The sequence below is a fragment of the Formosa algae genome (genome assembly GCF_001439665.1).
Classification (GTDB): Bacteria; Bacteroidota; Bacteroidia; order Flavobacteriales; family Flavobacteriaceae; genus Formosa; species Formosa algae.
Map to the genome: position 1 here is coordinate 63,489 of NZ_LMAK01000007.1, position 26,312 is coordinate 89,800.

Annotated in this window: 25 protein-coding genes; 18 read left to right on the plus strand and 7 right to left on the minus strand. The window is 32.5% G+C overall.

From position 1 onward, the window contains the following. Position 1: 1 nt before the first annotated feature. A complete protein-coding gene (locus AST99_RS02340) occupies positions 2–607 on the minus strand; it encodes a glutathione peroxidase (protein ID WP_057778724.1) in 606 nt (201 codons plus the stop codon). 268 nt (positions 608–875) lie between these two features. Continuing rightward, positions 876–1,322: a large conductance mechanosensitive channel protein MscL gene (gene mscL / locus AST99_RS02345; RefSeq protein ID WP_057778726.1), complete on the minus strand. Its 447-nt coding sequence runs from the start codon at positions 1,320–1,322 to the stop codon at positions 876–878. A 193-nt stretch (positions 1,323–1,515) separates the two neighbouring features. Here mscL and AST99_RS02350 point away from each other — a divergent pair, with 193 nt between their 5' ends. Beyond that, entirely contained in the window at positions 1,516–2,112 is a 597-nt protein-coding gene (locus AST99_RS02350; RefSeq protein WP_057778728.1) for a hypothetical protein, read from the plus strand. Then, complete coding sequence (locus tag AST99_RS02355) at positions 2,109–2,822, plus strand: DUF3307 domain-containing protein (protein WP_057778730.1); 714 nt, start codon at positions 2,109–2,111, stop codon at positions 2,820–2,822. The genes AST99_RS02350 and AST99_RS02355 overlap by 4 nt, the downstream gene beginning before the upstream one ends. A gap of 6 nt (positions 2,823–2,828) precedes the next feature. Here the strand turns inward: AST99_RS02355 and AST99_RS02360 are convergent, their stop codons facing one another. Together AST99_RS02360 and AST99_RS02365 are read right to left on the minus strand one after the other, a co-directional pair. After that, positions 2,829–6,023 carry a cytochrome c biogenesis protein CcsA gene (locus tag AST99_RS02360; RefSeq protein WP_057778732.1) on the minus strand — a complete coding sequence of 1,065 codons (3,195 nt, stop codon included), beginning with the start codon at positions 6,021–6,023 and terminating at the stop codon, positions 2,829–2,831. Positions 6,024–6,135: 112 nt separating this feature from the next. Next, positions 6,136–6,537: a group III truncated hemoglobin gene (locus AST99_RS02365; RefSeq protein WP_244973274.1), complete on the minus strand. Its 402-nt coding sequence runs from the start codon at positions 6,535–6,537 to the stop codon at positions 6,136–6,138. A gap of 136 nt (positions 6,538–6,673) precedes the next feature. Between AST99_RS02365 and AST99_RS02370 the strand changes: the two genes are divergently transcribed. From AST99_RS02370 to AST99_RS02410, 9 genes are all read left to right on the plus strand, one after another. Continuing rightward, positions 6,674–7,441, plus strand: coding sequence for a Rossmann-like and DUF2520 domain-containing protein (locus tag AST99_RS02370; protein WP_057778734.1), 768 nt, complete (start codon positions 6,674–6,676; stop codon positions 7,439–7,441). Further along, positions 7,422–7,952, plus strand: a complete 531-nt coding sequence (locus tag AST99_RS02375) for a KdsC family phosphatase (RefSeq protein WP_057778736.1) — start codon at positions 7,422–7,424, stop codon at positions 7,950–7,952. The genes AST99_RS02370 and AST99_RS02375 overlap by 20 nt, the downstream gene beginning before the upstream one ends. A gap of 1 nt (position 7,953) precedes the next feature. Then, positions 7,954–8,862 carry a geranylgeranylglycerol-phosphate geranylgeranyltransferase gene (locus tag AST99_RS02380; RefSeq protein ID WP_057778738.1) on the plus strand — a complete coding sequence of 303 codons (909 nt, stop codon included), beginning with the start codon at positions 7,954–7,956 and terminating at the stop codon, positions 8,860–8,862. Between the two features lie 2 nt (positions 8,863–8,864). Further along, positions 8,865–9,452 (plus strand): Maf-like protein, encoded by a 588-nt coding sequence (locus tag AST99_RS02385; protein WP_057778740.1) that lies wholly within the window; start codon positions 8,865–8,867, stop codon positions 9,450–9,452. A gap of 83 nt (positions 9,453–9,535) precedes the next feature. Continuing rightward, on the plus strand, positions 9,536–10,066 hold the full coding sequence (locus AST99_RS02390) for a mechanosensitive ion channel domain-containing protein (RefSeq protein ID WP_057778742.1): 531 nt from the start codon (positions 9,536–9,538) through the stop codon (positions 10,064–10,066). Positions 10,067–10,083: 17 nt separating this feature from the next. Further along, a complete protein-coding gene (gene corA / locus AST99_RS02395) occupies positions 10,084–11,160 on the plus strand; it encodes a magnesium/cobalt transporter CorA (protein WP_057778744.1) in 1,077 nt (358 codons plus the stop codon). Between the two features lie 136 nt (positions 11,161–11,296). Beyond that, the gene (locus tag AST99_RS02400; RefSeq protein WP_057778747.1) at positions 11,297–13,822 is read left to right on the plus strand and encodes a PIG-L family deacetylase; all 2,526 of its coding nucleotides are present in this window, start codon (positions 11,297–11,299) and stop codon (positions 13,820–13,822) included. A gap of 113 nt (positions 13,823–13,935) precedes the next feature. Then, the gene (locus tag AST99_RS02405) at positions 13,936–15,630 is read left to right on the plus strand and encodes a sodium:solute symporter family protein (RefSeq protein WP_057778749.1); all 1,695 of its coding nucleotides are present in this window, start codon (positions 13,936–13,938) and stop codon (positions 15,628–15,630) included. Continuing rightward, complete coding sequence (locus tag AST99_RS02410; protein WP_057778751.1) at positions 15,611–16,594, plus strand: Gfo/Idh/MocA family protein; 984 nt, start codon at positions 15,611–15,613, stop codon at positions 16,592–16,594. The genes AST99_RS02405 and AST99_RS02410 overlap by 20 nt, the downstream gene beginning before the upstream one ends. A 57-nt stretch (positions 16,595–16,651) precedes the next feature. On the opposite strand, the gene AST99_RS02415 is transcribed toward AST99_RS02410, so the two are convergent. Further along, positions 16,652–17,497, minus strand: coding sequence for a DUF2911 domain-containing protein (locus AST99_RS02415; RefSeq protein ID WP_057778753.1), 846 nt, complete (start codon positions 17,495–17,497; stop codon positions 16,652–16,654). A gap of 542 nt (positions 17,498–18,039) precedes the next feature. Between AST99_RS02415 and AST99_RS02420 the strand changes: the two genes are divergently transcribed. The 6 genes from AST99_RS02420 to AST99_RS02445 all read left to right on the plus strand — a co-directional run bounded on the left by AST99_RS02420 (position 18,040) and on the right by AST99_RS02445 (position 23,000). After that, positions 18,040–18,906: a DUF4412 domain-containing protein gene (locus tag AST99_RS02420; protein ID WP_057778755.1), complete on the plus strand. Its 867-nt coding sequence runs from the start codon at positions 18,040–18,042 to the stop codon at positions 18,904–18,906. Positions 18,907–19,104: 198 nt separating this feature from the next. Then, positions 19,105–19,878: a M90 family metallopeptidase gene (locus AST99_RS02425; protein ID WP_057778757.1), complete on the plus strand. Its 774-nt coding sequence runs from the start codon at positions 19,105–19,107 to the stop codon at positions 19,876–19,878. Positions 19,879–19,895: 17 nt separating this feature from the next. Then, entirely contained in the window at positions 19,896–20,930 is a 1,035-nt protein-coding gene (locus tag AST99_RS02430; RefSeq protein WP_083495570.1) for an alpha/beta hydrolase, read from the plus strand. Positions 20,931–21,010: 80 nt separating this feature from the next. Continuing rightward, the gene (locus AST99_RS02435; protein ID WP_057778761.1) at positions 21,011–21,913 is read left to right on the plus strand and encodes a DnaJ C-terminal domain-containing protein; all 903 of its coding nucleotides are present in this window, start codon (positions 21,011–21,013) and stop codon (positions 21,911–21,913) included. Between the two features lies 1 nt (position 21,914). Continuing rightward, on the plus strand, positions 21,915–22,208 hold the full coding sequence (locus AST99_RS02440) for a chaperone modulator CbpM (RefSeq protein WP_057778763.1): 294 nt from the start codon (positions 21,915–21,917) through the stop codon (positions 22,206–22,208). Positions 22,209–22,283: 75 nt separating this feature from the next. Next, positions 22,284–23,000, plus strand: a complete 717-nt coding sequence (locus tag AST99_RS02445; protein ID WP_083495571.1) for a M15 family metallopeptidase — start codon at positions 22,284–22,286, stop codon at positions 22,998–23,000. 60 nt (positions 23,001–23,060) lie between these two features. On the opposite strand, the gene AST99_RS02450 is transcribed toward AST99_RS02445, so the two are convergent. Beyond that, a complete protein-coding gene (locus AST99_RS02450; RefSeq protein ID WP_057778914.1) occupies positions 23,061–23,636 on the minus strand; it encodes a DJ-1/PfpI family protein in 576 nt (191 codons plus the stop codon). A gap of 197 nt (positions 23,637–23,833) precedes the next feature. On the opposite strand from AST99_RS02450, the gene AST99_RS02455 reads away from it, so the two are divergent. Next, the gene (locus tag AST99_RS02455; RefSeq protein ID WP_069727784.1) at positions 23,834–24,382 is read left to right on the plus strand and encodes a hypothetical protein; all 549 of its coding nucleotides are present in this window, start codon (positions 23,834–23,836) and stop codon (positions 24,380–24,382) included. Between the two features lie 65 nt (positions 24,383–24,447). Here the strand turns inward: AST99_RS02455 and AST99_RS02460 are convergent, their stop codons facing one another. Continuing rightward, positions 24,448–26,079 carry an ABC-F family ATP-binding cassette domain-containing protein gene (locus AST99_RS02460; protein WP_057778767.1) on the minus strand — a complete coding sequence of 544 codons (1,632 nt, stop codon included), beginning with the start codon at positions 26,077–26,079 and terminating at the stop codon, positions 24,448–24,450. Positions 26,080–26,312: the final 233 nt, after the last annotated feature.

The following is a 26,312-nucleotide window of genomic DNA, read 5'->3' on the forward strand; positions in this document are numbered from 1 at the left end:
TTTATTGTTTTATCCAAGTAATTATTGAGTCGTCTGTTGGTACTGTTTTTGGAGACACCACGCGAACGACAAACCCTTCTTCATCTATTAAATACTTTTGAAAGTTCCACTCCACTTCAGAGTCTTGTAATCCATTTCTACTTTTTTTGGTTAAAAATGCATACACATCATCCATATCTTTTCCTTTTACCGAAATCTTGCTCATCATAGGAAATGTTACACCATAATTTTCTGTGCAAAATGCAGCAATTTCTGTATTCGTTCCTGGCTCTTGTGCTAAAAAGTTATTTGCAGGAAAACCAACAATTACAAACCCTTCATCTTTATAAGTTTCATATAACTCTTGTAATTGTTCGTATTGTGGTGTTAATCCGCATTTACTAGCTGTGTTCACAACCATTATTTTTTTTCCTTTTAATGTTGAAAAATCAAATGGGTTTCCGCTTAAATCCTCAACCTTAAATTGATAAATTGTTTCTTTAGCCATGGATTGCTGCGCTTTAAGTTCTGGTTTTACATTGTTATTTGCTATAACTGCTGAATCTTTTGTGTTTTGTTTGCAACTTAAAAATACGATAGCAAACACGAGAAGTAATGTTGTTTTCATAAACTAAAGGTATGGATTATACATAAACTAAAAATTAATGTATTCTTAAAAATTATACAATTGATTAGAATTTGACTTTCAAACATTAAAAATCACTGAAATCTGGTATTTCACCATTATTAATTAATCCTTAATTTTGAAAACAGAATTAAACTATACTATGTAATCTTTAATACCTTGTTTTTTAAAGATAACATATATAAGAGTGCTATTAATTTATTTTCTAAAAGGCTATTATAATACATTGTGATTATAGTAGTCTTTTTTATTACTTCGCTTTGGTTTTTAACAATGCATTTTGTTCTTCTAACAAATTTGTAATCCCCGATAATAATTGAATGTCTTTAGGCGTTACAACTGTTTTATCTTTTGGATCTTGAGATCTATTCCTTAGTCTATTCATAAACTTTACCACAAGAAATACGGTAAACCCAATAATAATAAAATCTAAAAGCGCTTCTATTAAAGCACCATAACCTACAGCTATTTGAGGCTGTAATACTGTTCCAGAAGCATCATTTACAGCCTCCCGTAATATCCAAACTTTATCCTGAAAATGAATGCCTTCAGATAATAATGATAATGGCGGCATAAACACTTGTTTAACCATAACATCGATAACCTTATTAAACGATGCGCCAATTATAATACCAACAGCCATATCTATCATGTTTCCTTTTACAGCAAACTCCTTAAATTCTTGTATTAATTTCATAATGCACTTTTTTAACAAATATATTTTTAATCTTTAGCTTCTCAAAGCGATTTTTAAACATCTTATTATAATCTTTTAAGCTTATAAAATAAAATATTAGCTAATTAGATTATAATTTTAAATATTAGTTTTTAAACTAATAATTTTGATGTTTTAAGAATTTCAGATATATTTGATATAAAGCAAAATACAAATGACAAGTATTCTTACGGGAGATATTATTAATTCTAGAGCACATGATGCAAAAGATTGGCTTACACATTTAAAAGCCGAACTTAATTTGTATGGACAAAGTCCGAAGCAATGGGAAATTTATAGAGGCGATAGTTTTCAAGTAGAAATAAACCCTAAACACGCCTTAAAAGCGGCCATTTTAATAAAAGCAAGCTTAAAGCAATTTAAGAGTATAGATGTAAGAATAGCCATTGGCTTAGGAGAAAAAACGTATGATGCAAACACCATTACCGAGTCTAACGGAAGTGCTTTTATAAATTCAGGCGAGTGTTTTGAACAATTGAAAAAAACAAATTTGGCCATAAAATCAGATGATACAACTTTTGATACCTCAATAAATATCATGCTAGAATTGGCTTTACTCACTATGAATACATGGACACCAACCACAGCTGCTCTAGTAAAATTAGCACTAACCCACCCTGAAGCAAATCAAAAGGATTTAGCTGCAGAAACACAAAGCACTCAAGGCAATATTAGTCAAGGCTTAAAACGCGCTGGTTACGACGAGATTCTTAAAATGATACAATTCTATTCTAAACACGTAAACGTATGATTGCGCTATATATAAAATTACTCCTCGCTCATTTGATTGGCGATTTTCTGTTACAACCTACAAAGTGGGTTAAAAACAAAGAAAAATATAAATTAAAATCGAAATTTTTATATGCACATGTAGCCATACATCTCCTTGCTTTACTACTTGTGCTACAATTTAATTTGGATTACATCTGGGGAATACTACTTATTGTTGCCTCTCATTTTGGTATAGATGTGATTAAACTTTATTTAAATACAAAAGTGAATTCCCGTTGGTTGTTTGCACTAGATCAAATTGCACATCTCTTAATACTGCTACTTGTAGTAAGCATGTACGTCCCTTTTACTTTGTCTATAGATTTTCTTTACGACACCCGCCTATTATTAGCGCTTTGCTGCATCCTTTTTGTAACAGTAGTTTCATCTATAATCATGAAGGTTTTAATCTCTAAATGGCAGTTAAAAGACACAAACAAGGCTTCGCTTAAAGATGCTGGAGCTTATATTGGAATGTTAGAACGTTTATTTGTATTTGCGTTTATTACCATGAATTATTGGGAAGGTATAGGCTTTTTAATTACGGCTAAATCTGTGTTTCGCTTTGGAGATTTATCGAAAGCAAAAGACCGAAAATTAACAGAATACATTTTAATTGGTACCCTATTAAGTTTCGGTCTTGCTATAAGTTGCGGATTGATATTTAAATTAATATTCCCGCTTATTTAAAATTATTTATTTACTCTTCTTATAAAATTTAGCATATTTAACATAAGCAAGAACAGCTATAACCGCTACAATTCCTAAAGTTATAAAAATGAATTTTACACTTACAATTTGATCTCCACTCGCGTAAGAGTGTAATCCTGCTAAGTAAAAATTCACTCCAAAATACGTCATCATAATACTAGAAAAAGCTAAAATAGAAGCTAAATTGAATCCGAATCGGCCACGTAAACCTGGCACTAAACGCATATGGATTACAAATGCATATACCATAATACTAATTAAGGCCCAAGTTTCTTTTGGATCCCATCCCCAGTAACGTCCCCAACTTTCGTTAGCCCACATTCCTCCAAGAAAGTTTCCAATGGTTAACATCACTAAACCAACAGTTAATGCCATCTCATTAATAATGGTTAACTCTTTAATATTAATTAGCATTTTAGCTTTGTTCTCTTTATTAGTGAAAATCATAAGGAATAACACCGTTAACCCTAAAATCATTCCTAAAGTAAACGGTCCATAACTTCCCACAATAACAGCAACATGAATCATTAACCAATAACTATCTAAAACAGGTTGTAAGTTTGCAATTGCAGGGTCCATCCAATTCCAATGGGCTACCATTAAAATCATAGAAGTTACAAAAGCAGTTGCAGCTATAGTCAAATCACTTTTTCTTCCAAAAAGTAATCCAAATAACATCGTTGCCCAAGCCACATAAATCATAGATTCGTAGGCATCACTCCAAGGTGCATGTCCAGAGATATACCAACGTGCTATTAAGCCTAAAGTATGCAGTGCAAACAATCCTATAACAATCCATTTAAATACAGAAGCACTAATGTTGATTGCTTTATTATTACTCTTAAATATTTGAACTATTAACACAATAAACATTAAAGTTCCCGCATACATATACCAACTAAATAAGCTTTTAAAGATGTCGTAGTGGTTGTATAAAATTTCGGTTTTTATTTTTTCATCAGAAAGCATAACATCGCTTCCATATTGCAATTGTGTTTTATGAAAAGCTTCTAACAACTTATTTGCATCTGTAAAATCGCCTGTTTGCTTGGCCTGATTTAAAGTCATTAAATAAGCTGAAAACCCACTATTTATAAAGTTTTCATACAGAGAATCTTCAACTTTAATGTTTCCAGTTTTATATTCTATAGAAGAAATCCATTTATTGTTATCATCTTCTGGAATAGGAAAAATTCGTAACGAACGTCCTTCAATTGTATTGTATAATAAATTTACGTGCTGATCTGTTTCTTTAAATTCCTTCTGAAATCCGTTAGGAATTGGAGCTTTATACGCTTCCTCTAAATAAGGTCCTAACTTATATGCACCACGATCTGTAAAGAAATCGGCTAAGGTTGCAAATTTCTGATCTTTTGGAATTCCTATTATGGAACGAATGGAATCGGCTTTCTTATATTTTAAAAATACAACCGGCACATTGTACCACAACAGCGGACTCTCGTGCATGGATAAAAATACCTGATCGGCATCTAAACCTGCATACGTATCGGTTTTAGATAATTTACGTAATAATTCTGATGCATACGTGTTAACAGGCATCATACGTCCTCCAATATCTTGAATAACCATATGCCCAAACTTATCTGCATGTTCTAAAGGAACTTTATTCGCAACTAAAATAGAATCTATTTGTGCTTTTGTAGGTTTATTACCATGTGCATGTCCGTCGTGTTCTGTATGCTCTTGGGCAAAACCATTAAAGGCGAAACACAATAATACTACAGATAGTATTTTGGCTTTTTTAGCTTTAAGCTGATTTAATTTTTTACGTAAATCTCCAAAACGCGTGCCTTTAGCAACTAAAGTCCATAGGAGACCGAAATACAATAAAAAGTACCCGATATAGGTTAATAACGTTCCATAATAATCATGGTTTACAGAAAGGATAGTACCTTGCTCGTCAGGATCGAAACCCGATTGAAAAAAGCGGTATCCACGATGATCTAAAATATGATTCATAAATATTTTATAATCAAAATCACCTTCTTCTTCGTCTAACACTGTCACTTGACTAGAGTATGCTGAATATCTATTCTCAGTTCCAGGGTAACGTTCTGCTTCAAAATCATTTAATTTTACACTAAACGGAAGCTCCATAACTTTAGAACCATATTTAAATGCAAAATCTAATCCGCCAATTTTAACTTGTTTAAAATCGCCATTTGTACCTTTTCCACCAAGTATTCCAACGCGTTTTGTTTCTCCATTTGTAGTTACTTTTAAAACCACTCCATCTTCATCGTTTTTCAGAAACTCTGCTTTTTTCACGATATCGAATTTTCCTTTAACTACAGGTTTTGGAAATACAAATTGCATGTTAGAAATAACATATCCTGAACGTAATATTAAAGGCTGTAAACTATCTTTTACGAGTTTACCTTTAGCCATAGTTGCCATAGTTGTATACTCTCCTTCAAACGGTGAATTGATAAAAATACCATCATCATTAGATGTAATATTAATTGCTCCAGGTGTTTCTTTATTTAAAGCAATTAATACATTATGAATACTTTGAACTTCACCTGCCTTTAAAAAGTGATTATGAGGTCTTCCTTCGCTTGCTTCAACAATTTTTAAATATTCTTCGCCTGTTTCATCTGGAATAATATCTTCTTCTGCTCCACCAATAAACGATTCTAACTCAATACTTATTGGTTGCTGATCGTATTTTGTTTCAATACTAAATTCGTTTTCCAAACGTGTAGAGAAATCAACTTCTTCTTCTAAAGGTAAGCGTTGTGGCACGCCATCAATCATATAATCCCCATCAATAAAAGCTGTAATGTATGTTTTCTGAGATAAGAACGTATTTTCTGTAGCCCCTTCTCGGATGGCCATCATCCCTTCAAAACCAATATATCGAGTTATAAATGCTCCAATTAAAATAAATATAAAAGATAAGTGCAATACTAAAGAGGCCCATTTTTCTTTTTTGTAAAGTTGGTAGCGTTTAATATTTCCAACAAAATTTATAACAAACACAACCATTATGGCTTCAAACCACCACGTACTGTAAATTAAAGTTCTAGAATATGGAGTTGGAGATGTATCTTGACCTGCATCCATAAACGTACCTATAGCCATAGCGGCCGCAAAAGCAATGAATAAAACAGATGTTAAACGCGTAGAAAAAAGAATTTTGGCAAGTTTATTTTGCATGATGGTTTCTCTAAATTTTAAGTGCGCAAATTTAGCTTATTTTGTTCAGTTGAAGGTTACGCTTAAATCTAAAGTCTGTTAAAATTAACCTAATTTTAAGAAAAGAACAGGCCTACGCTTTGTTTTGTCTTGCTTGAAAAATATTTATGTATAAAAAAGTCCCCATTTTTCTAGCGCGTTGTTTGGCATTATTTGCAATATCGCCTTCAAAAAGCTCGTCTACGGTTTGTACCCAAAAATTTAACCATGCTCCAAAATGTTTATCAGTAATACTATTATTGTGTTCTTCGTCTACCTTAATATGCACCTCTAACGGATTACCATAATATTTAGTTTTTAAAAACAAACTCGATTCCCAAAAGGAAGTTAAGCGTTCTATATGCGCTGGCCAATCGGTAATTAATCGATTAAAAAATGGGCCTAATGCATCATCTTTTCTAATTTTATCGTAGAACGTAGACACGAGTAAAAACACATCGTCTCTATTTTTTAAATCTGATTTTATAGGGTTCATTTTAAACTATGTATGTATTCATTTTATAACCATACAAATATAGTGTTCTGTATTTTAAAGCAGGTAAAAACAGTATTTAACTACAAAAAAGCATAAGCTAGTAAACATATATTCTTAAAAACTGTATTTTAGCAAGATGATTTCAGTAGTATTAATTGGCGCAGGAAATGTGGCCACACATTTTTATAAAGTGTTCCAGAATGCAGATAACATTTTGGTTACACAATGGTATAACAGACAACTAAATAATATTTCGACGTATAAAAATAACGTTGACATTACAGATGATTTAAACGCTTTAAAACCTGCAGATGTTTACATTATTGCTGTAAGCGATGATGCCATTTCTGAAGTCTCCAAAGCTTTACCATTTCAAGACCGCTTTGTCGTGCATACATCTGGTGCGGCAAGTCTTTACGATATAGATAAAAAACACAGACGTGGTGTATTTTATCCCTTACAAACATTTACCAAAGATGCCGACGTCGATTTTAGCAAGGTTCCGCTTTGTATTGAAGCTTTAGTTAAGGAAGACCTAAAACTATTAGTAACTTTGGCCGAAACCATAAACAGTACTTGGTATAAAATATCGACAGAACAGCGAAAAACGTTGCATATTGCAGCTGTATTCGCTAATAATTTTACCAATCAGTTATATCGTATTTCTCATGAGATTACGGAATCTGATCAAATTGAATTTGATGTTTTAAAACCATTAATTTTAGAAACCGCAAAAAAAATCCAGAACATGTCACCATACATGGCACAAACTGGACCAGCCGTTCGTGGCGATAAAAAAACCGTAAGAAAGCATTTAAAACGTATTAAAAACCCACAGCATAAAGCACTATACAAGCTATTAACCGATTCAATTACAGATACTCATGGAAGAAAAAAGCTATAAAGAATATTTAGAACACATTACTACGTTTATTTTTGATGTAGACGGTGTATTAACAGACGGCACAGTTACTGTAACGACATCTGGTGAAATGTTAAGGGTAATGAATGTGAAAGATGGTTATGCTATTAAAACAGCGATAGATGCCGGGTATAAAATTTGTATTATTTCTGGAGGCTCTAATGAAGGAGTTCGTAAACGTTTAGAAGGCTTAGGCATTACAGATATTTTTCTGGGAGCACACAATAAAATTGATCAATTAGACGCGTATGTGCAAAAACAAAATATAAAAACAGAAAACATATTATATATGGGAGATGATATTCCAGACTTTCCCGTTATGTTAATCGTAGGTTTACCAACTTGCCCGCAAGATGCTGTTCCAGAAATAAAAAACATTTCTAAATACGTGTCTCATAAAAACGGAGGAAAAGGTGCTGTGAGAGATGTTATAGAACAAGTTCTAAAAGTACAAGGTAAATGGAGTGGAAATTTTGATGCACAATATGATTAGTATGAAGGTGTTAAACCTATTGCGTTGGAAAAATTTATTACTTATTATTCTTGTTCAAACTTTAATTAAATACGCACTATTTCCTGTTTTTCAGGTCGATACAGCTTTACAAGATTGGCAATTTGTATTACTTGTTTTGGCAACAATTTGTTTAGCATCTGCAGGAAACATTATAAACGATATTTACGATGTCGAGACCGATAGTATTAACAAACCCGATCGGGTAATTATTGGTAAATACATCTCTGAAAAGACAGGATACAGCATCTTTATTACACTAAATGTCATTGGAGTTGCTATTGGATTTTATTTATCGCATGCCGTAAATAAAAGCGGTTTTTTTGCCCTTTTTGTAATCATTTCTGTGTTACTCTATTTGTATGCTAGTTATTTAAAACGCACCTTTTTAATAGGAAATATAACCATTTCGGTATTAGTCTCACTTAGTCTTATTATTGTGGGTTTATACGATTTAATTCCAGTAATAACCTTTGAAAATCAAGACAATCAGCGTTTGGTATTTAAGCTGCTTTTAGAATATGCAGGTATGGCTTTTGTATTAAATTTTATTAGAGAAATTATAAAAGACATTGAAGATATTGATGGCGATCATGCTTCTGGCATGCAGACTTTACCTGTAATAATTGGGAGGTCTCGTGCTTCTAAAATTGCATTTATATTATCCTTTTTGCCCTTAGGTATTTTGGTGTATTATGTTATTATGGTTTTATACAACAAACCCTTAGAAGTAGGCTATTTCACCTTTCTAATTATTGGGCCGTTAGTGTATGTAATTATAGAATTGTTTAGTGCTAAGACAAAGAAAGAGCATCGTAAAATTAGTAATGCTTTAAAATTAGTCATGCTTACCGGTGTTTTATCGTTACTCTTATATCCTATAATGCTATAACTATGCTACATAAAAACATCTCGAACTATAACATTATTTTGGCTTCTGGCTCTCCAAGACGTCAACAATTTTTTAAAGATCTGGGATTAGATTTTTCAATTGAATTAAAACCTGTTGATGAAGTTTACCCTCCTCGATTACATCATTTTGAAATCAGTGATTATCTGGCTCAACTTAAAGCGCTTCCGTTTAAGGATAAATTAAAACCAAAAGACATTTTAATTACTAGCGACACTATTGTCTGGCACAACCAAATTGCTTTAGGAAAACCAAAAACACCTGAAGAAGCGTTTCAAATGCTAAAATCATTAAGCAACACCACACACGAGGTCATTACTTCTGTATGTTTTACGACGGTTGACTTCGAAAAAACTGTAAATTCGGTAACAAAAGTGACCTTTAAAGCCCTTACAGACAACGAAATTAACTACTATATTACAACATATAAACCTTTCGATAAGGCTGGCGGATACGGTATTCAGGAATGGATTGGTTATATTGGAGTCACTAAATTAGAAGGTTCTTATTTTAATGTTATGGGTTTACCAACAGATGTTGTGTATCGCGTTTTAAATGATATTGTATCTTAAAAATCTGCTGATAACTTATATTAAAGTTAACGAAATTATAGATTCCTTCTTTTATATTTGTGATACTAATTTATGTTAATTTTATGTTTTTAGAATCACATTTTAAAGTTATAGTATCCTGTATCATATTACTAGTTGTACTGCTTATTATACGTGCTATTACATTAGTATTGATAAAAAAAATAGGTAGAAAAAGTGGTATTAATGAAGCTCGAATTCAGCTTATACAACGCTACTCTACCGTAACTTTATTTTTAATTGGTTTATTATTTCTATCGGTAATTTTAGGCGCCCAACCTGAAGATTTAGCTTTAGTATTTTCATCTGTTTTTGCAGTGATTGGAATTGCTTTATTTGCGATTTGGTCTATTTTAAGCAATATTACTTCTGGTGTTATTATGTTTTTCTCATTCCCTTACAAGGTTGGAGATAAGATTAGTATTCATGATAAAGATTTCCCTATTGAAGCCATTATTGAAGATATTCGTGCCTTTCAATTGCATTTAAGATTAGATAATGGCAACTTAGTCACCTATCCAAATAACTTAATCTTACAAAAAGCTGTAACTTTAGTACAAAAAGATGCCATTGATGATGGTCACGATAGCATTTAATATAAGCGATTTAAAACATGCCTAAAAAACCAAGAACAAAACGAAATAAACAAAAAACAGGGTTATCTCCGGGAACTATTGTTTATACTGGGCAAAAACAAACGCAACAGTTATTTATTGAGGTTTTTAATTATAGTCCTACGCATGTGCATGAAAAAGAGCTTCCTAAAATTGAAGACTCTTATGTTTATAAATCTGATTCTAAAGACGAAGTAACTTGGATTAATATTAATGGTTTAAATCACACCAATGCGATAGAAAACATTGGAGCTCTATTTAATATCCATCCGCTTATATTAGAAGATATTGCCAATATTTCTCAGCGTCCAAAAATTGATGAATTTGATGATTATTTGTCTCTAAGTATGAAAATGCTGTATTACGATACAGATCAAGGATTAATATCTGAACAAATCACTTTAGTATTGGGGCACAATTATGTACTCACATTTCAAGAATCTGAAGGCGATGTTTTTGATGAGTTACGAGAACGCATCAGGCACGGCAAAGGACGTTTAAGAACTCTAGGCTCCGATTACTTATTTTATGCTTTAATAGATAATATTGTCGATCATTATTTTGTGGTTGTAGAACGTTTGGGTGATAAAATTGAAGATTTAGAAGACGATCTTTTTAATGGTATTACTCAAGGGAATTTATCGAATCAGATTCAAGATTTAAAACGGGAAATTTTAAGAATTAGACGTGCCATTTATCCTGTTCGAGATATTATTAATCGCATAGAAAAAAGCGAACATAAATTAATAGATAACAAAACCCTACCCTTTTTTCAAGATGTATACGACCATACCATACAAGTAAACGAAAACACAGAAGTCTATCGCGAAATGGTTTGGGGTCTCATGGATATGTATATGACAGGGATTAGCAATAAAATGAACGAAGTCATGAAGGTGCTAACTATTATATCTACTATATTTATTCCGCTAACTTTTATTGCGGGAATTTACGGTATGAATTTCGATAACATGCCAGAACTACACCATCCATACAGCTATCCCGTACTTTTACTAATTATGGTAATTATGGTCGGAATAATGATCTATTATTTTAAGCGAAAAAAATGGCTGTAAAAATTTAACATTCCTCTTCTGAAATTATTTTAATGTTTGTGCGTCTATTTTTAAAGTTAAAGAAACCTTAAAACACTTTAAAAGCCATAGGTACTTTCTATATTTGAGATTAAAGCCTAAACACACTTACATTTTAATGAAAAAACTTATACTCTTCCTTTGTATTATAGCTTTGGCAATGCCTAATAGCTATGCCCAACAACCTAAAAAACCCAATGCTGCAGAAATTCATGAATCTATAAAAAAATTAAGCTTTTTAGGTTCTGTATTGTACTTAGCAGCACACCCAGACGATGAAAATACAAAGCTAATTTCTTATATGGCCAATAATGTTAAAGCCAGAACAGCGTATTTATCTTTAACTCGTGGTGATGGCGGACAAAATTTAATTGGTCCAGAAATTAGAGAACTTTTAGGTGTAATTCGTACAGAAGAGTTATTAGCAGCAAGACGAACAGATGGCGGAGAGCAATTTTTTACACGCGCCAACGATTTCGGATATTCTAAACATCCAGACGAAACCTTAACCATCTGGGATAAAGATGAAGTTCTAAGCGATGTGGTTTTAGCAATTAGAAACTTTCAGCCCGATGTTATTATCAATCGGTTCGACCACAGAACTCCGGGAACAACTCATGGTCATCACACCAGTTCTGCAATGTTAAGTGTAGAAGCTTTTAACTTAACAAACGATGCTTCTAAATATCCAGATCAACTTAAAAACACTTCAACCTGGCAACCAAAACGTATGTTTTTAAACACATCTTGGCGATTTTATGGTTCTGAAGAAAATTTTGAAGCAGCAGACAAAAGCAAGTTAATGGAGATTGATACCGGTGTCTTTTTTCCGTCAAGCGGATTATCAAATACAGAGATATCAGCCTTAAGTCGCAGTCAGCATAAATCTCAAGGCTTCGGAAATACAGGAACACGTGGATCTAGTTTAGAATATGTTGAATTGATTAAAGGTGATATGCCTAAAGATCCTACTAATATTTTTGATGGAATTGATACCAGTTGGAATCGTGTTAAAGGCGGAAAAGCGATTGGAAACATATTAGCTCAAATTGAAGCAGAATACGATTTTAAAAATCCGTCTGCAAGTATTCCTAAATTAGTTAAGGCCTACACACTTATTCAAAAATTAGAAGATACGCATTGGAAAACCCTAAAAACAGAAGATATTAAAAATGTAATTGCTGCATGTGCTGGTTTATATATGGAAGCTGCTGCTACACATAATTGGGGTACGGCAAACGAAGCCATTCAATTACAAATTGAGGTTATTAATAGAAGTAACGCACTTATTACTTTAGAGAGTATAACCAATCCAAATCATGTTACTATTTCTAAAAACATCAATTTAAACAATAACATTAAGTTTAATTTCAAGGAAACATATACCATTAATACAGATACCAAAATTACAACGCCGTATTGGTTAACAGAACCAAATAGTTTAGGAATGTATACGGTAAAAGAAAAATCTTTAATAGGTAAACCAGAAACACCAAGAAGTCAAAATATAACCTTCAATTTGGTTATGCAAAACATATCGATTCCGTTTACAAAACCTATTATTTATAAAAGTAACGATCCTGTTAAAGGCGAATTGTATAAGCCTTTCGAAATTGTTCCTGTTGTCGCCTCTCAACTTGTAGAACCTGTACTAATTTTTGAAAACGATACACCAAAACAAGTGGCTGTAAAAGTCACTGCTGGTCAAGATCAAATTGAAGGCACAGTAAGTTTAAATACACCTAAAGGTTGGACTATCTCTCCTAAAACATTACCCGTTTCTGTAGCACATCGCGGAGAAACCAAAACGGTTTATTTTACTGTAACGCCTCCAAAAAATCAAAGCGAAGTTCAAATAACATCAACAGTAACTGTAAACGGAACGGCTTACAACAAAGCCTTAATAGAAATTGATTACGATCACATTCCTTTTCAAACAATTGTACTACCTAAGGTGAGTAAATTTGTGCGTTTAGATATTATTAAAAAAGGAGAAAACATTGGGTATATTCAAGGTGCCGGAGATGTTGTTCCTGAAAGTTTAAGACAAATCGGATATCATGTTGCGGTTATCAATCCTGACGATATTACGGCTACAAACTTAAAACGTTTTGATGCGATTGTAATCGGAATTAGAGCCTATAATACTGTTGAAGATTTAGCATATAAACAAAACACATTATTTGACTATGTTAAACAAGGCGGAAATTTAATTGTACAATACAATACCAATCGTGGTTTAAAAGTTGACACTTTAGCGCCTTACACCTTAGAATTATCTAGAGATCGTGTTACAGACGAACATGCAGAAGTTACCTTTTTAAATCCAAAACATGAGCTGTTAAACACTCCAAATACAATAACGCCTGAAGATTTTAAAGGATGGACTCAAGAACGCGGGTTATATTTTCCAAATAAATGGGGTAAAGAGTTTACGCCAATCTTAGGCATGCACGATAAAAATGAAACTGAAAAAAGCGGAAGCTTATTAGTTGCTAAATATGGTAAAGGTTATTATATGTACACAGGTTTAAGTTTCTTTAGAGAATTCCCTGCTGGTGTTTCTGGTGCTTACAGATTATTTGCCAACATGCTTTCTATAGGAAAAGAAAATATTTCAACTCAACCTGAATTACACGATTAATATGGCAGAAAACAATACTATAAAACAGACTTGGAAACGCTCATACACTTGGGTTTTAATAGCTAATGCCATTTACATTATTTTGTTTTACATCATAATGAAAGCCTTTTAATATGGAAACTTTAGACTGGATTATATTAATAGGTACGCTACTCACCATTGTTGGATACGGTACATGGAAAACTCGAGGTAGCCAAAATGTACAAGATTATATTCGTGGTGGTAATCAGGCACAATGGTGGACAATTGGTCTCTCGGTAATGGCCACACAAGCAAGCGCCATCACCTTTTTATCTACGCCCGGACAAGCCTTTAATGATGGTATGGGCTTTGTGCAATTTTACTTCGGATTACCTATTGCAATGATTATTATTTGCATGGTATTTATTCCTCTGTATCATCGCTTAAAAGTATACACCGCTTACGAATTTTTAGAAAACAGATTCGATTTAAAAACCCGTAGTCTAACCGCTGGATTATTTTTAGTACAACGCGGATTAGCAGCAGGAATTACCATTTATGCACCGGCCATTATACTTTCCGCCGTATTGGGTTGGTCTTTAAATCAGTTAAACATCATTATAGGTGTACTCGTTATAATTTACACCGTTTCTGGTGGTACTAAAGCAGTGAGCGTAACGCAAAAGCATCAAATGACTGTTATTTTTACAGGAATGTTTATTGCTTTCTTTTTAATTTTAAGTTATTTACCTGAAAATATAAACTTCTCTAATGCCTTAGAAATTGCAGCAGTAAACAATAAAATGAATATTCTAGATTTCTCTTTCGATTTTGAAAATAGATATACATTTTGGAGTGGAATTATTGGAGGTACATTTTTAATGCTCTCCTACTTTGGTACAGACCAAAGTCAAGTGCAACGGTATCTTTCAGGAAAATCGTTACGAGAAATGCAATTGGGTTTAATTTTTAACGGACTCCTTAAAGTGCCTATGCAGTTTTTTATTCTGCTTGTGGGTGTTATGGTTTTTGTCTTTTATCAATATAACGAATCACCAATACATTTTAATCCGCATGCGCAGGACGTTGTTGCAGCATCATCATATTCTGATGAATTTAAAGCTCTTGAAGCGGAACAACATGAGCTTTTCGAGAATAAAAAAATGCTATTAAACGCATATGTTTCAGCACCAAATGATGGATTAAAAAAGCAAATCTCTAAAGTAAATACAGCAGAAAAATCAAATCGCGATCAGGCCAAATTAGTGCTTGAAAAAGCAGCCAATGAACATCAAACAAAAATTGAAACAAACGATAAAGATTACGTTTTTATCCACTTTATTTTAAATAATTTACCACGCGGATTAATCGGACTTTTACTTGCTGTTATACTTAGTGCAGCCATGTCTAGTACCGCTAGTGAATTAAATGCTTTGGCGTCTACTACAAGTATAGATATTTACAAACGAAGCATAGCTGCAAATAAAGACGATATGCATTATGTAAAAGCCACCAAATGGTTTACGCTAGGATGGGGGATTTTGGCCATATGCATTGCCTGTTTTGCGTCGTTATTTGATAATTTAATTCAATTAGTAAATATCATCGGATCTGTGTTTTATGGTAATGTATTAGGAATATTTTTGCTCGCTTTTTTCTTTAAACATGTAAAAGCAAATGCCGTTTTTATAGCTGCAATTATAACTCAAGCGATAGTTATTTATGGCTGGTATTTTGATTGGATGCCCTATTTGTGGCTTAATCTTTTTGGTTGTACCTTAGTCATAATAATCGCATTATGTATTCAACTTTTTATACCTAAATCAGATGTCATTACAACCTCATAAAACCATAAAATGGGGAATTATTGGGCTTGGTAATATTGCTCATAAATTCGCCAAAGATTTATTAACTATAGAAGATGCACAGTTACAAGCTGTAGCTTCTAGATCTTTAGATAAAGCAGAAGAATTTGCAAAAACATTTCAATCTGTAAAAGCATACAATAGTTATGAAGCTTTAGCAAAAGATCCAGATGTAGATGCTGTTTATATTGCAACACCTCATAGTTTTCATAAAGCACATGCCATGCTCTGTTTAGAACACGGTAAAGCTGTGTTGTGTGAAAAACCTTTTGCTATGAATTTAGAAGAGGTTGAAGAGATGATTGCGTTGGCAAAGGAAAAAAAAGTCCTCTTAATGGAAGCATTATGGACTTATTTTTTACCACATTATCAGTTTGCTTTACAAGCTTTAAAAGATGAAACCTACGGAAAATTATTAAAGGTTGAAGCCGATTTTGGATTTACAAGACCTTTTGATGAAGCTTCAAGGTTATTTGATAAAGCTGTTGGAGGAGGCAGTTTATTAGATATTGGCATCTACCCTATTTTCGCAACACTCTCTACTTTAGGAGAACCTGACCATATACAAGCAGACTGTACACATTTTGATAATGGTGCAGATTCTTCTTGCGATATGCGATTTATCTATAAAAATAATACCGAAGCCGTTTTAAAAAGTTCTTTAATAGAACAAACACCTACTGCCTGCACTTTTATTTGCGAAAACGGCACTATAACTTTAAATACTCAGTTTCATACCCCAACAACGGTTACTATTTTACAAAACGGAGCCGAAAAAATATTAGATTATACGGGAAATACGATTGGTTATAATTTTGAAACACTTCATTTTAATCAGTTAATTAGAGACGGTAAAACGGAAAGTGATATTATGACCTTCGATTTTAGTCTAAAACTCATTAAAACTCTAGATAAAGTTCGGTCTATCATTAAACTAGAATATTAAAAAAAAGCCACTAACATATTATTTTGCTAGTGGCTTTTACATAGTATCATATCCTATTTATAATGCTCCCCATTCTTCTAATGAAGCTGTATTCATCTTAATATAATCCGTATTTCCAGCAATTTTAGCTGCTTCTAGAGATTTTTTAGCTGCGGCTATAGCACCTTCTTTGTCTCCTGCTTTAGCATAAATTAAAGACTGTTTACGTAATTGATAAAAGGCTGGGTTTTCTGTCATGCTTATACACGTATCAATCCAAGTTTTAGCTTGATCAATATCTTTTCCAGATTCAAAATAATATACTGCAGCAGCATAATAATCGTTGGCTGTTGTACCACTCATAGCACGCTCAATATCTTTCATGACAATGTCGTCTGTAGGAACTTCAATTTTAAAAGAAGCAAATCGCAATCCCCAAGATAAACGCATTACAGCAGAATCGTTCGTTAAATCTGCAAAAGAAATAGTAAACGTTTCTAAAGATACTGGATTTGGATAAACTTCAGATTTTGTTTCTAGAGCGACTTGGCTAGCGTCCCAAGTTTTAGGCAATCCCCAATTATCTGATGCTTTGTAAAAGATAATATCCCAAGCTATTTTGTCAGGTTTTGTGTAAAGTGCATAAGTACCAGCTTTCAAGGGTTTACCACCAATAACAACATCATCAGAAAAAGTCACTTTTGTATTCGCATTAGCGCCAGTTCTCCATAATTCTCCATAAGGTAAAAGGTAACCATAAAGATGTCTACCGCGTAAACTAGGTCTTGAATATTCTACTGCGATCTGGGTTAATCCAACCGTTTGTTCAATTTTACTTGTTGGACTGGGTTGTGGTGTTTTTACTTGTGCTTGAAGGCTAAAAGTAGCTATTAATACCACCAAACCTAACATTACGTGTTTCATAATTTTTGTTTAATTATTGTTGAAAAGTAAAATTACATATTCAGACTTCTTTACAATGTTAACAAAACCTTAATTCGCCCCATTCGCATGTTACTTCATTAATAATTTTATATCAATTCTTAAAAAACTTAAAATTTGTTTCATTTTTTAACTATATTTACAACTGATAATCAATAGATTACACTAGGATCTCCCTACATAGACCTAATTGATAGATTTTAACTCAAAATCTAAATAGGTTGTTATTCGTGAAATTATCTGATTTACATAGACGTATTAAATGTATTCTTTGCCTTGGAATACTAGGCTCATGCTATGTTTTATTGCATGTATTAGAATTATTTTTTCCTGAAATTAACGCCACTTTTCAACCTTTCATTTTAAAAAGTCTTAAAATAAATGAGTTACATATCATTTATTTTTCTTTAGCTACAATCAATGTTACGCTCCTTACTATTTTTTTTACTCGACCTAAGAAATCAAAAACGTTTTTTATAAATCACAAAAACGCGTCAGATGTATAATCATTAAAATACAGTATTATGAAATTAAAACATATTGCACTCATTGTTGCATTAGTCTTTTCAGGAACACAAATGCATGGTCAATTTTTAAAAAAATTAAAAAACAAATTACAAGAAGTCACTGAAGATATTGTAATAGATAAAACGTCTCAAAAAGTAGAACAGAGCTTAGGAAAACGATTAGATAGTTTATTTGGAATAGATGGCGATTACAAGTTTGGAGGCATAAACATGGGAGGGTTTTCTTTGTTAAATGATTCCATTCTACCAGAGACCTATTATTTTGAATGGAAATACATACTACGTATTGAAAGTCCTGAAGATGATCCTATAGATATTGCATATTACCTAAAAGCAGAAGAAAAATATTTTGGCATGCAACCGACTTTAGATGATCTCAAAAAGAACGATGATGTATTTATTGTCATGGACACAGAGCATAACACCAATGCTATATTTATGACTAATAACAATAAAAAAACAGGCATGGTTATGAAAATGAATCTTGATCTTGAAAATATAGAATCTGATCCGTATTTAGAAAATGATTTTACTTTTGAAGAGCTTGATGATAAAGTTATTAATGGTAAGAACTGTAAAGGATTCAAAATGGAAAATGATGATGCCATTATGATTATGTATAACGCAATGGATGCGCCTGTAAGTTTTTCAAGCATATTTGGAATTAACACAAAAAATGTGCCTAAGGGATTTAATCCAAAATGGTTAAATCAAGCTGAAAACAGTTTAATCATGGAAGCAACATATACAGATAAATCTAATAATAAATCGACTACCATGCAGTGCATAGATTTAGCTGCACACGATTTACAAATTCATAAACAGGATTACGATTTTACATCTCTAGGGAATTATTCAAATTAAATCACAAACACATTACAGCTATTAATCAACGTATTACACACTTAAAATGCCACTTCATTTTTTTATAAATTGCCTGATTTTAAAAGCATTTTTGAAATACATTTCAAAAATGCTTTTTTTCAGGATATCAAAAATTTAAAATCATGTAAAACCCACTCTTTTTTATCTTAACTTGTAAAAAGATAAAAACTACATTCTATGATTTTTACGGGCATAGCCTTTTTCATTCTTATAGCTTTCGCAGCCTTTGCATTAAGTAAATTAAAAACAAAAAAAGCAAATAATTTTCCAAAAAACTGGCATAATCTTATGCTCAAGCATGTATTGTTTTACAAGGAATTACCTAAAGCAAAACAACTCCAATTTCAGAAACGCATGATGGTATTTCTAAGCGAAGTCCATATTGAAGGCGTACAATTAGAACTAGTAGATTTAGATAAAATATTAATTGCAGCTAGTGCTGTAATTCCTGTATTTGGGTTTTCAGAATGGCATTATACCAACTTAAGTGGTATATTATTATACCCAGATAATTTTAATACAGATTACGAATTTAGTCATAATAACGAAAATAGAATTATTGCTGGTATGGTGGGTACTGGACGTTTAGAAAAACAAATGATTCTTTCTAAAAAAGCTCTTTATCATGGTTTTGCAAACAGTAATGACAAGAGTAATACAGCCATTCACGAGTTTGTACATTTAATAGATAAAATGGACGGCGATACAGATGGAGTTCCCGAATATATTATGAAAAATGCCTACACAATTCCGTGGTTAAAATTAATTCATAAAGAAATGCAAGCCATACATAATAACAAATCAGACATTAGGGATTACGGTGGCACCAATCAAGCAGAATTCTTTGCCGTGGCTTCAGAATATTTTTTTGAAAACCCTAAGCTCATGCAAAAGAAGCATCCCGACTTGTACCATATACTTGAACAATCCTTTCAAATTTCACCTAATTAATTTTTATCCTGTAACAAATGAAATTAAAATGTATAATTCTCTCTTTAAGTTTCATTATGCTGGGTGTATATTTTACCCAAGCACAAGGTTTTAGAATGCGATTAAAAGTCCCAAGTCAAGCCCTTAAAAACAATTTAATTAACGATCCATCTACTCGTGATATTACAGTGTATTTACCACCATCCTATCAAACAAAACTCGATAAAAACTACCCGGTGTTATATCTTTTACATGGTTTTGATGACACCGATAGTAAATGGTTTGGTTGGGAACACCATTGGATAAATATGAACAACATTCTGAACACTTGCATGAGTAATGGAAGTTGTAAAGAAATGATTGTAGTTATGCCCAATGCATATACCACATACAAAGGCAGTTTTTATGGGAATTCTGAAACTATGGGTGATTGGGAAACCTTTATTACAGAAGAACTCGTGTCGTTTATAGATTTAAAATTTAGAACTTTAGATCAAGCAACTAGTCGTGGATTGGCAGGACATTCTATGGGTGGTTATGGCACCTTAAGACTAGCCATGAAACACCCAGACATCTATTCTTCAATATATGTATTAAGTAGCTCTAGCTTAGAGATCGGACGTTTGCCTAACGTAGAAAACATAAAAAATATGGAGGCGGTACACTCTAAATCTGATGTTGCAAATTTATCTTTTATAGAGAGTCTACATATGGCATTTTCGGCAGCTTGGGCTTCTAACCCTAAAAAGTTTCCGCTATATATAGATTTAGCCTATAAAGATGGAAAGCCTATCCCGGAAATACTTCAAAAGTTTAAAGACAATCAGATTTTAAATATGATTGATCAATACATTCCAAATTTAAAGACATTAACAGCTATTGCTATTGATGCAGGAACAGATGATATCGATATTTACAAAGCCTCTATGAAGCTGGACCAAACGCTATCAAATTATGGAGTGTCACATACTTTTGAAGCTTATAAAGGCGATCATATCAATAAAATCCCTGAACGTATGGCTGAAAAAACATTGCCATTTTTTTCTAAATATTTAAAATTTGAGTCGGAATAATACTTTGAATACTCTTATTATTTTCCGATATTTATAGTAGTTAAAAGCGTAGATTTTAATTGTAATAACACCTCTTAGTTATGAATTTTATTGATTATTATAAAATTTTAGGAATTGACAAAAATGCATCTGAAAGCGATATAAAAAAAGCGTACCGCAAGTTAGCTAGAAAGTATCATCCCGATTTAAATCCAAATGATAAAGAGGCCGAAAAGAACTTCAAAAATATAAATGAAGCAAACGAAGTTTTATCTAATCCAGAGCATCGTAAAAAATATGATAAACACGGAAAAGATTGGCAACATGCAGACGATATAGAACGTGCTCAGAAACAACACAATTCGAGTCGCCAACAAGGCTATCAAAGTTATTCTGGCCAGTCACATACAGAAGATGATTTTTCAGATTTCTTCGAATCCATGTTTGGTGGTCAACGCACTTCTGGTTCTAGACAAAGTCATAACCAAGTACAATTTAAAGGACAAGATTTTAATGCCGAACTACAACTAAATCTTACCGATGTTTACACTAACGAATCTCAAATTCTAACCGTAAACGGTAAAAAAATCAGGTTGACAATTCCTGCAGGGATAGAAAATGAACAAGTTATAAAAATATCAGGTAAAGGTGGTCCTGGTGTTAATGGCGGTCCGAATGGTGATTTGTATATCACATTTAATATTGTAAATAATACAAAATTTAAACGGTATGGTAATAACTTACATGCAAATGTAGATTTAGATTTATACACCTCGCTTTTAGGTGGAGATATTATGGTAGATACATTTTCAGGAAAAGTTAAACTAAAAGTTGCTCCAGAAACACAGAATGAAACCAAAGTTAAATTAAAAGGCAAAGGATTTCCTATATATAAAAAAGAGGGCGAATTTGGAGACTTTATAATTACCTACCACATACAAACACCAAAAAATCTTACAGATAAAGAAAAAGAATTGTTTACCACATTACAAAAACTAAGATAACATGGCTGAGAATCATTATATATTAGTAAAAACGATTTGTGTACAATACAATGTAGAACCTGTGTTTTTAGATGACTTACACAGCATGGGGTTATTGGAACTTATTACCGTAGAAAACAATAAATGTTTACATCAAGATACATTAAGCGATCTTGAAAAAATGATACGGTTGCACAACGAATTACATGTCAATTTAGAAGGCATAGATGTCGTTTTTAATTTGCTTAAAAAAGTAGATTATTTACAAAATCAGTTAGTCAAAACAAAAAACAAATTAGAATTTTACGAGAAGTAATACCTATATTTGAAGTTGAGAACACTATTATATCATCTTCACTGTTCTAAATATGACACATTGTAAATCGACTTTATGAAATTCTCCTTTATTCGCATGCCTTTATTTTTTATTATATTATTTTCATCAATAACACATGCGCAAGACACTAGCAAAGCCATTACTAAAGACTTTGTACTTGGTAAATTCGATTTCAAAACAGATGCTTGTTTTGTTAAAGTAGCACCAGAATTATCTAACAAGACTATTTATCTTCAGCAGGAAGTATATAATTCATTTTTAAACATGATTGCTGCTGCTAAGCAAAGTGGCATACAATTTACAGTCGTATCAGGGACACGAAATTTCAATTATCAAAAATCTATTTGGGATCGAAAATGGAAAGCAAATGGCAACCTCTCTCCTATTGAAAATGCTAAAAAAATATTACGCTATAGTTCCATGCCAAGCACATCAAGACATCATTGGGGAACCGACCTCGATTTAAATAATTTATCTAATTCTTATTTTGAAAGTGGTAAAGGTTTAAAAGAATATACTTGGTTACTTGAGCATGCACATGAATATGGTTTTTACCAAGTGTACACCTCTAAAGAAAACGGACGTACAGGATATAATGAAGAAAAATGGCACTGGTCTTACATGCCATTATCTAGTAAATACTTAACATTTTATAACGCGCATATTACAGATGCTGACATTACTGGATTTGAAGGCTCTGAGCTCGCTTCAGAATTACACATGATCTCAAATTACGTGAATGGAATTTCCAAGGCTACAAAAGCCATGTAAAAATAAAATTCCAAGTAACAAATTAGTCGCTGCTACTTGGAAATTTTAAATTCAACATGTTTATAACGTGATTTTTGCTCCCAAGAGGTCTAAAAATGCTTTTATAAAAGCAGGATGTCCTGGCCATGCTGGCGATGTTACCAAATTGCCATCTACATACGCTTTATCTGCAGCAATATCACGAAACTCGCCACCAGCAAGTCTGACTTCAGGTCCTACAGCTGGATATGCTGTTAAGGTTCTACCTTTTACTACATTGGCAGCCGTAAGTATTTGTATACCATGACAGATCGCAGCCACTGGTAAATTTTCTTTAAAGAAATACTGAACCATCCCCAAAAGCGTGGCGTTTAATCTTAAATATTCTGGAGCACGACCTCCGGCAATAACTAAACCGTCGTAATCTGTTACATTTACGTCGTCAAAAGTATAGTTTAGCACAAAATTATGCCCTGGTTTTTCTGTATACGTTTGGTCGCCTTCAAAATCGTGTATTGCCGTTTTAATTATATCGCCTTTCTTTTTGTCTGGACAAACCGTATGCACTTCGTAGCCCACCATTTCTAACATTTGAAAAGGCACCATAGTTTCATAATCTTCAGTAAAATCGCCGGTAAGGAAAAGTATTTTTTTCATTGTTTTAAAATTTAAAGTCAAAAATTCGTTTTGTGTTTGTCTCTTAAATTTACAATGAAATATTATCACACTAGAAATCATGATGTTAAAAAAATGATAATCTTATAGAGTAAGTCAGTATCAAAATAAGAGACTACAATACATCAGACCTTACTAGCGTTATAATTACACTATATTTACGTTTTAAATTAAAACTTATGAAAAACTTGAACGCACATATAAAATCTATATTCTATCTTTTAATCGTACTTGTAACTGTGTCTTGCGACAATTTAGATGATTTTACAAAATTTGATATTACTTACGACGAATCTGTTACCATTCCTGCAACCGTGCCAATAGATATCCCTTTTACAATAAGTACGCCTGAAATTGAAACCAATTCGGAGTCTACTTTTAGTATTAACGATACATCTGAAGATTTAATTGAAGACATAACACTTTCAGAATTTAGACTGACCTTAACAAGTCCGAGTGATGAAGATTTTAGCTTCTTAGAAACAATAGAAATTTACATTGCTGCCGATGGTTTGGAAGACACGAAACTTGCATGGAACACAACGCCTATAGAAAATGGTACTCACGTGATGTATTTAGAGACGTCTGACGAGGATTTAAAAAATTATATTTTTCAGGATTCATTTTATTTGAAAATTGAAACGGGTATAGATGAAGTGTTAACCGAAGATTACGACATCGATATTAAAACCGTTTTTGCGGTAGATGCTAAAATTCTTGGAATTTAATTCTATAAAAAATGCCTTGCAACACTACGTTACAAGGCATTTTTTTAATATAACTTATACGACATCTATTTTTCAATATCTCGCATGCTTTCCATTTTCTTAAGCTTTAAGAATCCATTAATATCTTCAAAATGTTCTTTAACGCGTTTATTTCCAAATTCAAATACTTTGGTCGCTAAACCGTCTAAGAAATCTCTATCGTGAGACACCAAAATTAAAGTCCCATCAAAATCTTTTAAAGCATCTTTAATAATGTCTTTTGTTTTCATATCTAAATGATTAGTAGGCTCATCCAGAATTAGCACATTTACAGGTTCCAGCAATAGCTTTATCATGGCTAAACGTGTTTTTTCTCCTCCAGATAACACCTTTACTTTTTTAGTAGAAATATCGCCACCAAACATAAATGCACCTAACAAATCTTTAATTTTATTTCTAATATCACCAACTGCAATGCGGTCGATCGTTTCAAAAATGGTTAAATCTCCATCCAGTAACGAAGCCTGATTTTGGGCAAAATATCCAATTTGAGCATTATGTCCTAATTCCATGCTTCCCTCAAATTCAATTTCGTTCATGATAGCCTTTACCATAGTCGATTTTCCTTCACCGTTCTTCCCTACAAAAGCAACTTTTTGGCCACGTTCAATCACTAAATTTGCATTATTAAATACAACATGATCATCATAAGATTTAGATAATTCATTAACAACAACTGGATATTGCCCAGATCTTGGTGATGGTGGAAATTTTAATTTTAAAGCCGCTGTATCTACTTCATCTACTTCAATTGGTGTTAATTTCTCAAGCATTTTAACACGTGATTGTACTTGAAGTGTCTTAGAATACGTGCCTTTAAAACGATCTATAAATTCCTGATTATCGGCGATCATTTTTTGTTGCTCATCGTATGCTTTTTGCTGATGTGCACGACGATCTTTTCGCAACTCTAAATAATGAGAATATTTAGCTTTGTAATCGTAAATACGTCCCATAGTGACTTCTATAGTTCGCGTAGTAATATTATCTACAAATGCCCTATCGTGAGAAATCACTACAACAGCTTTAGCTTGTGTAATCAAGAAATCTTCTAACCACTGTATACTTTCAATATCCATATGGTTTGTAGGCTCATCTAATAGAATTAAATCTGGTTTTTGAAGTAGAATTTTCGCCAATTCTATTCGCATACGCCATCCACCGCTAAACTCTGAAGTCGGTCTACTAAAATCTGAACGCACGAAACCAAGTCCAATTAATATCTTTTCGACTTCAGATTCGTAGTTAATTTCTTCTATAGAATAGAATTTTTCGCTTAATTCTGAAACCTTTTCAATCAGTTTCATATAGCCATCACTTTCATAATCTGTACGTACCGTTAATTCTTCATTAATGGCATCAATTTCAGATTTCATTTTAAAAACAGAAGCAAACGCTTTAGAAGCTTCTTCCATCACCGTACAGTCATCCTCTGTGAGTAAATGTTGTGGTAAATACGAAATCACATAATCTTTAGGCGAAGACACATTACCGCGTGTTGGCTTGCTTTTTCCTGCTATAATTTTTAATAATGTAGATTTTCCTGCTCCATTTTTACCCATTAAGGCAATCTTGTCATTTTCATTAATGGAAAAAGATACATCGCTAAACAATGTGGTTCCTCCAAATTCTACTGCAATCCCGTCTATTGAAATCATTTAAATGTATTTTATAAGTCGGCAAATATAAGTGTTATGACTAAATGCCAACTTATGAATTTCAACAAATTTAAAACTTAACAATTGAACGATAGCACAATCAAACTTACATGTAAAGATGACTTAAAAAAAACCAAAAAAACAGGGTATATTCTGCTCAATAAAAAAATAAATGAACATCTTAAGATAACTTTAAAAGTACTCTGGTATAGATTTTGTATTTTTAAATTATT

Excerpts from the sequence above, each read along its gene's own strand:
- AST99_RS02340 (WP_057778724.1), bottom strand. The coding sequence starts at position 607 with ATGAAAACAACATTACTTCTCGTGTTTGCTATCGTATTTTTAAGTTGC.
- mscL (WP_057778726.1), bottom strand. The coding sequence starts at position 1,322 with ATGAAATTAATACAAGAATTTAAGGAGTTTGCTGTAAAAGGAAACATG.
- AST99_RS02350 (WP_057778728.1), top strand. The coding sequence starts at position 1,516 with ATGACAAGTATTCTTACGGGAGATATTATTAATTCTAGAGCACATGAT.
- AST99_RS02355 (WP_057778730.1), top strand. The coding sequence starts at position 2,109 with ATGATTGCGCTATATATAAAATTACTCCTCGCTCATTTGATTGGCGAT.
- AST99_RS02360 (WP_057778732.1), bottom strand. The coding sequence starts at position 6,023 with ATGCAAAATAAACTTGCCAAAATTCTTTTTTCTACGCGTTTAACATCT.
- AST99_RS02365 (WP_244973274.1), bottom strand. The coding sequence starts at position 6,537 with ATGAACCCTATAAAATCAGATTTAAAAAATAGAGACGATGTGTTTTTA.
- AST99_RS02370 (WP_057778734.1), top strand. The coding sequence starts at position 6,674 with ATGATTTCAGTAGTATTAATTGGCGCAGGAAATGTGGCCACACATTTT.
- AST99_RS02375 (WP_057778736.1), top strand. The coding sequence starts at position 7,422 with ATGGAAGAAAAAAGCTATAAAGAATATTTAGAACACATTACTACGTTT.
- AST99_RS02380 (WP_057778738.1), top strand. The coding sequence starts at position 7,954 with ATGAAGGTGTTAAACCTATTGCGTTGGAAAAATTTATTACTTATTATT.
- AST99_RS02385 (WP_057778740.1), top strand. The coding sequence starts at position 8,865 with ATGCTACATAAAAACATCTCGAACTATAACATTATTTTGGCTTCTGGC.
- AST99_RS02390 (WP_057778742.1), top strand. The coding sequence starts at position 9,536 with ATGTTTTTAGAATCACATTTTAAAGTTATAGTATCCTGTATCATATTA.
- corA (WP_057778744.1), top strand. The coding sequence starts at position 10,084 with ATGCCTAAAAAACCAAGAACAAAACGAAATAAACAAAAAACAGGGTTA.
- AST99_RS02400 (WP_057778747.1), top strand. The coding sequence starts at position 11,297 with ATGAAAAAACTTATACTCTTCCTTTGTATTATAGCTTTGGCAATGCCT.
- AST99_RS02405 (WP_057778749.1), top strand. The coding sequence starts at position 13,936 with ATGGAAACTTTAGACTGGATTATATTAATAGGTACGCTACTCACCATT.
- AST99_RS02410 (WP_057778751.1), top strand. The coding sequence starts at position 15,611 with ATGTCATTACAACCTCATAAAACCATAAAATGGGGAATTATTGGGCTT.
- AST99_RS02415 (WP_057778753.1), bottom strand. The coding sequence starts at position 17,497 with ATGAAACACGTAATGTTAGGTTTGGTGGTATTAATAGCTACTTTTAGC.
- AST99_RS02420 (WP_057778755.1), top strand. The coding sequence starts at position 18,040 with ATGAAATTAAAACATATTGCACTCATTGTTGCATTAGTCTTTTCAGGA.
- AST99_RS02425 (WP_057778757.1), top strand. The coding sequence starts at position 19,105 with ATGATTTTTACGGGCATAGCCTTTTTCATTCTTATAGCTTTCGCAGCC.
- AST99_RS02430 (WP_083495570.1), top strand. The coding sequence starts at position 19,896 with ATGAAATTAAAATGTATAATTCTCTCTTTAAGTTTCATTATGCTGGGT.
- AST99_RS02435 (WP_057778761.1), top strand. The coding sequence starts at position 21,011 with ATGAATTTTATTGATTATTATAAAATTTTAGGAATTGACAAAAATGCA.
- AST99_RS02440 (WP_057778763.1), top strand. The coding sequence starts at position 21,915 with ATGGCTGAGAATCATTATATATTAGTAAAAACGATTTGTGTACAATAC.
- AST99_RS02445 (WP_083495571.1), top strand. The coding sequence starts at position 22,284 with ATGAAATTCTCCTTTATTCGCATGCCTTTATTTTTTATTATATTATTT.
- AST99_RS02450 (WP_057778914.1), bottom strand. The coding sequence starts at position 23,636 with ATGAAAAAAATACTTTTCCTTACCGGCGATTTTACTGAAGATTATGAA.
- AST99_RS02455 (WP_069727784.1), top strand. The coding sequence starts at position 23,834 with ATGAAAAACTTGAACGCACATATAAAATCTATATTCTATCTTTTAATC.
- AST99_RS02460 (WP_057778767.1), bottom strand. The coding sequence starts at position 26,079 with ATGATTTCAATAGACGGGATTGCAGTAGAATTTGGAGGAACCACATTG.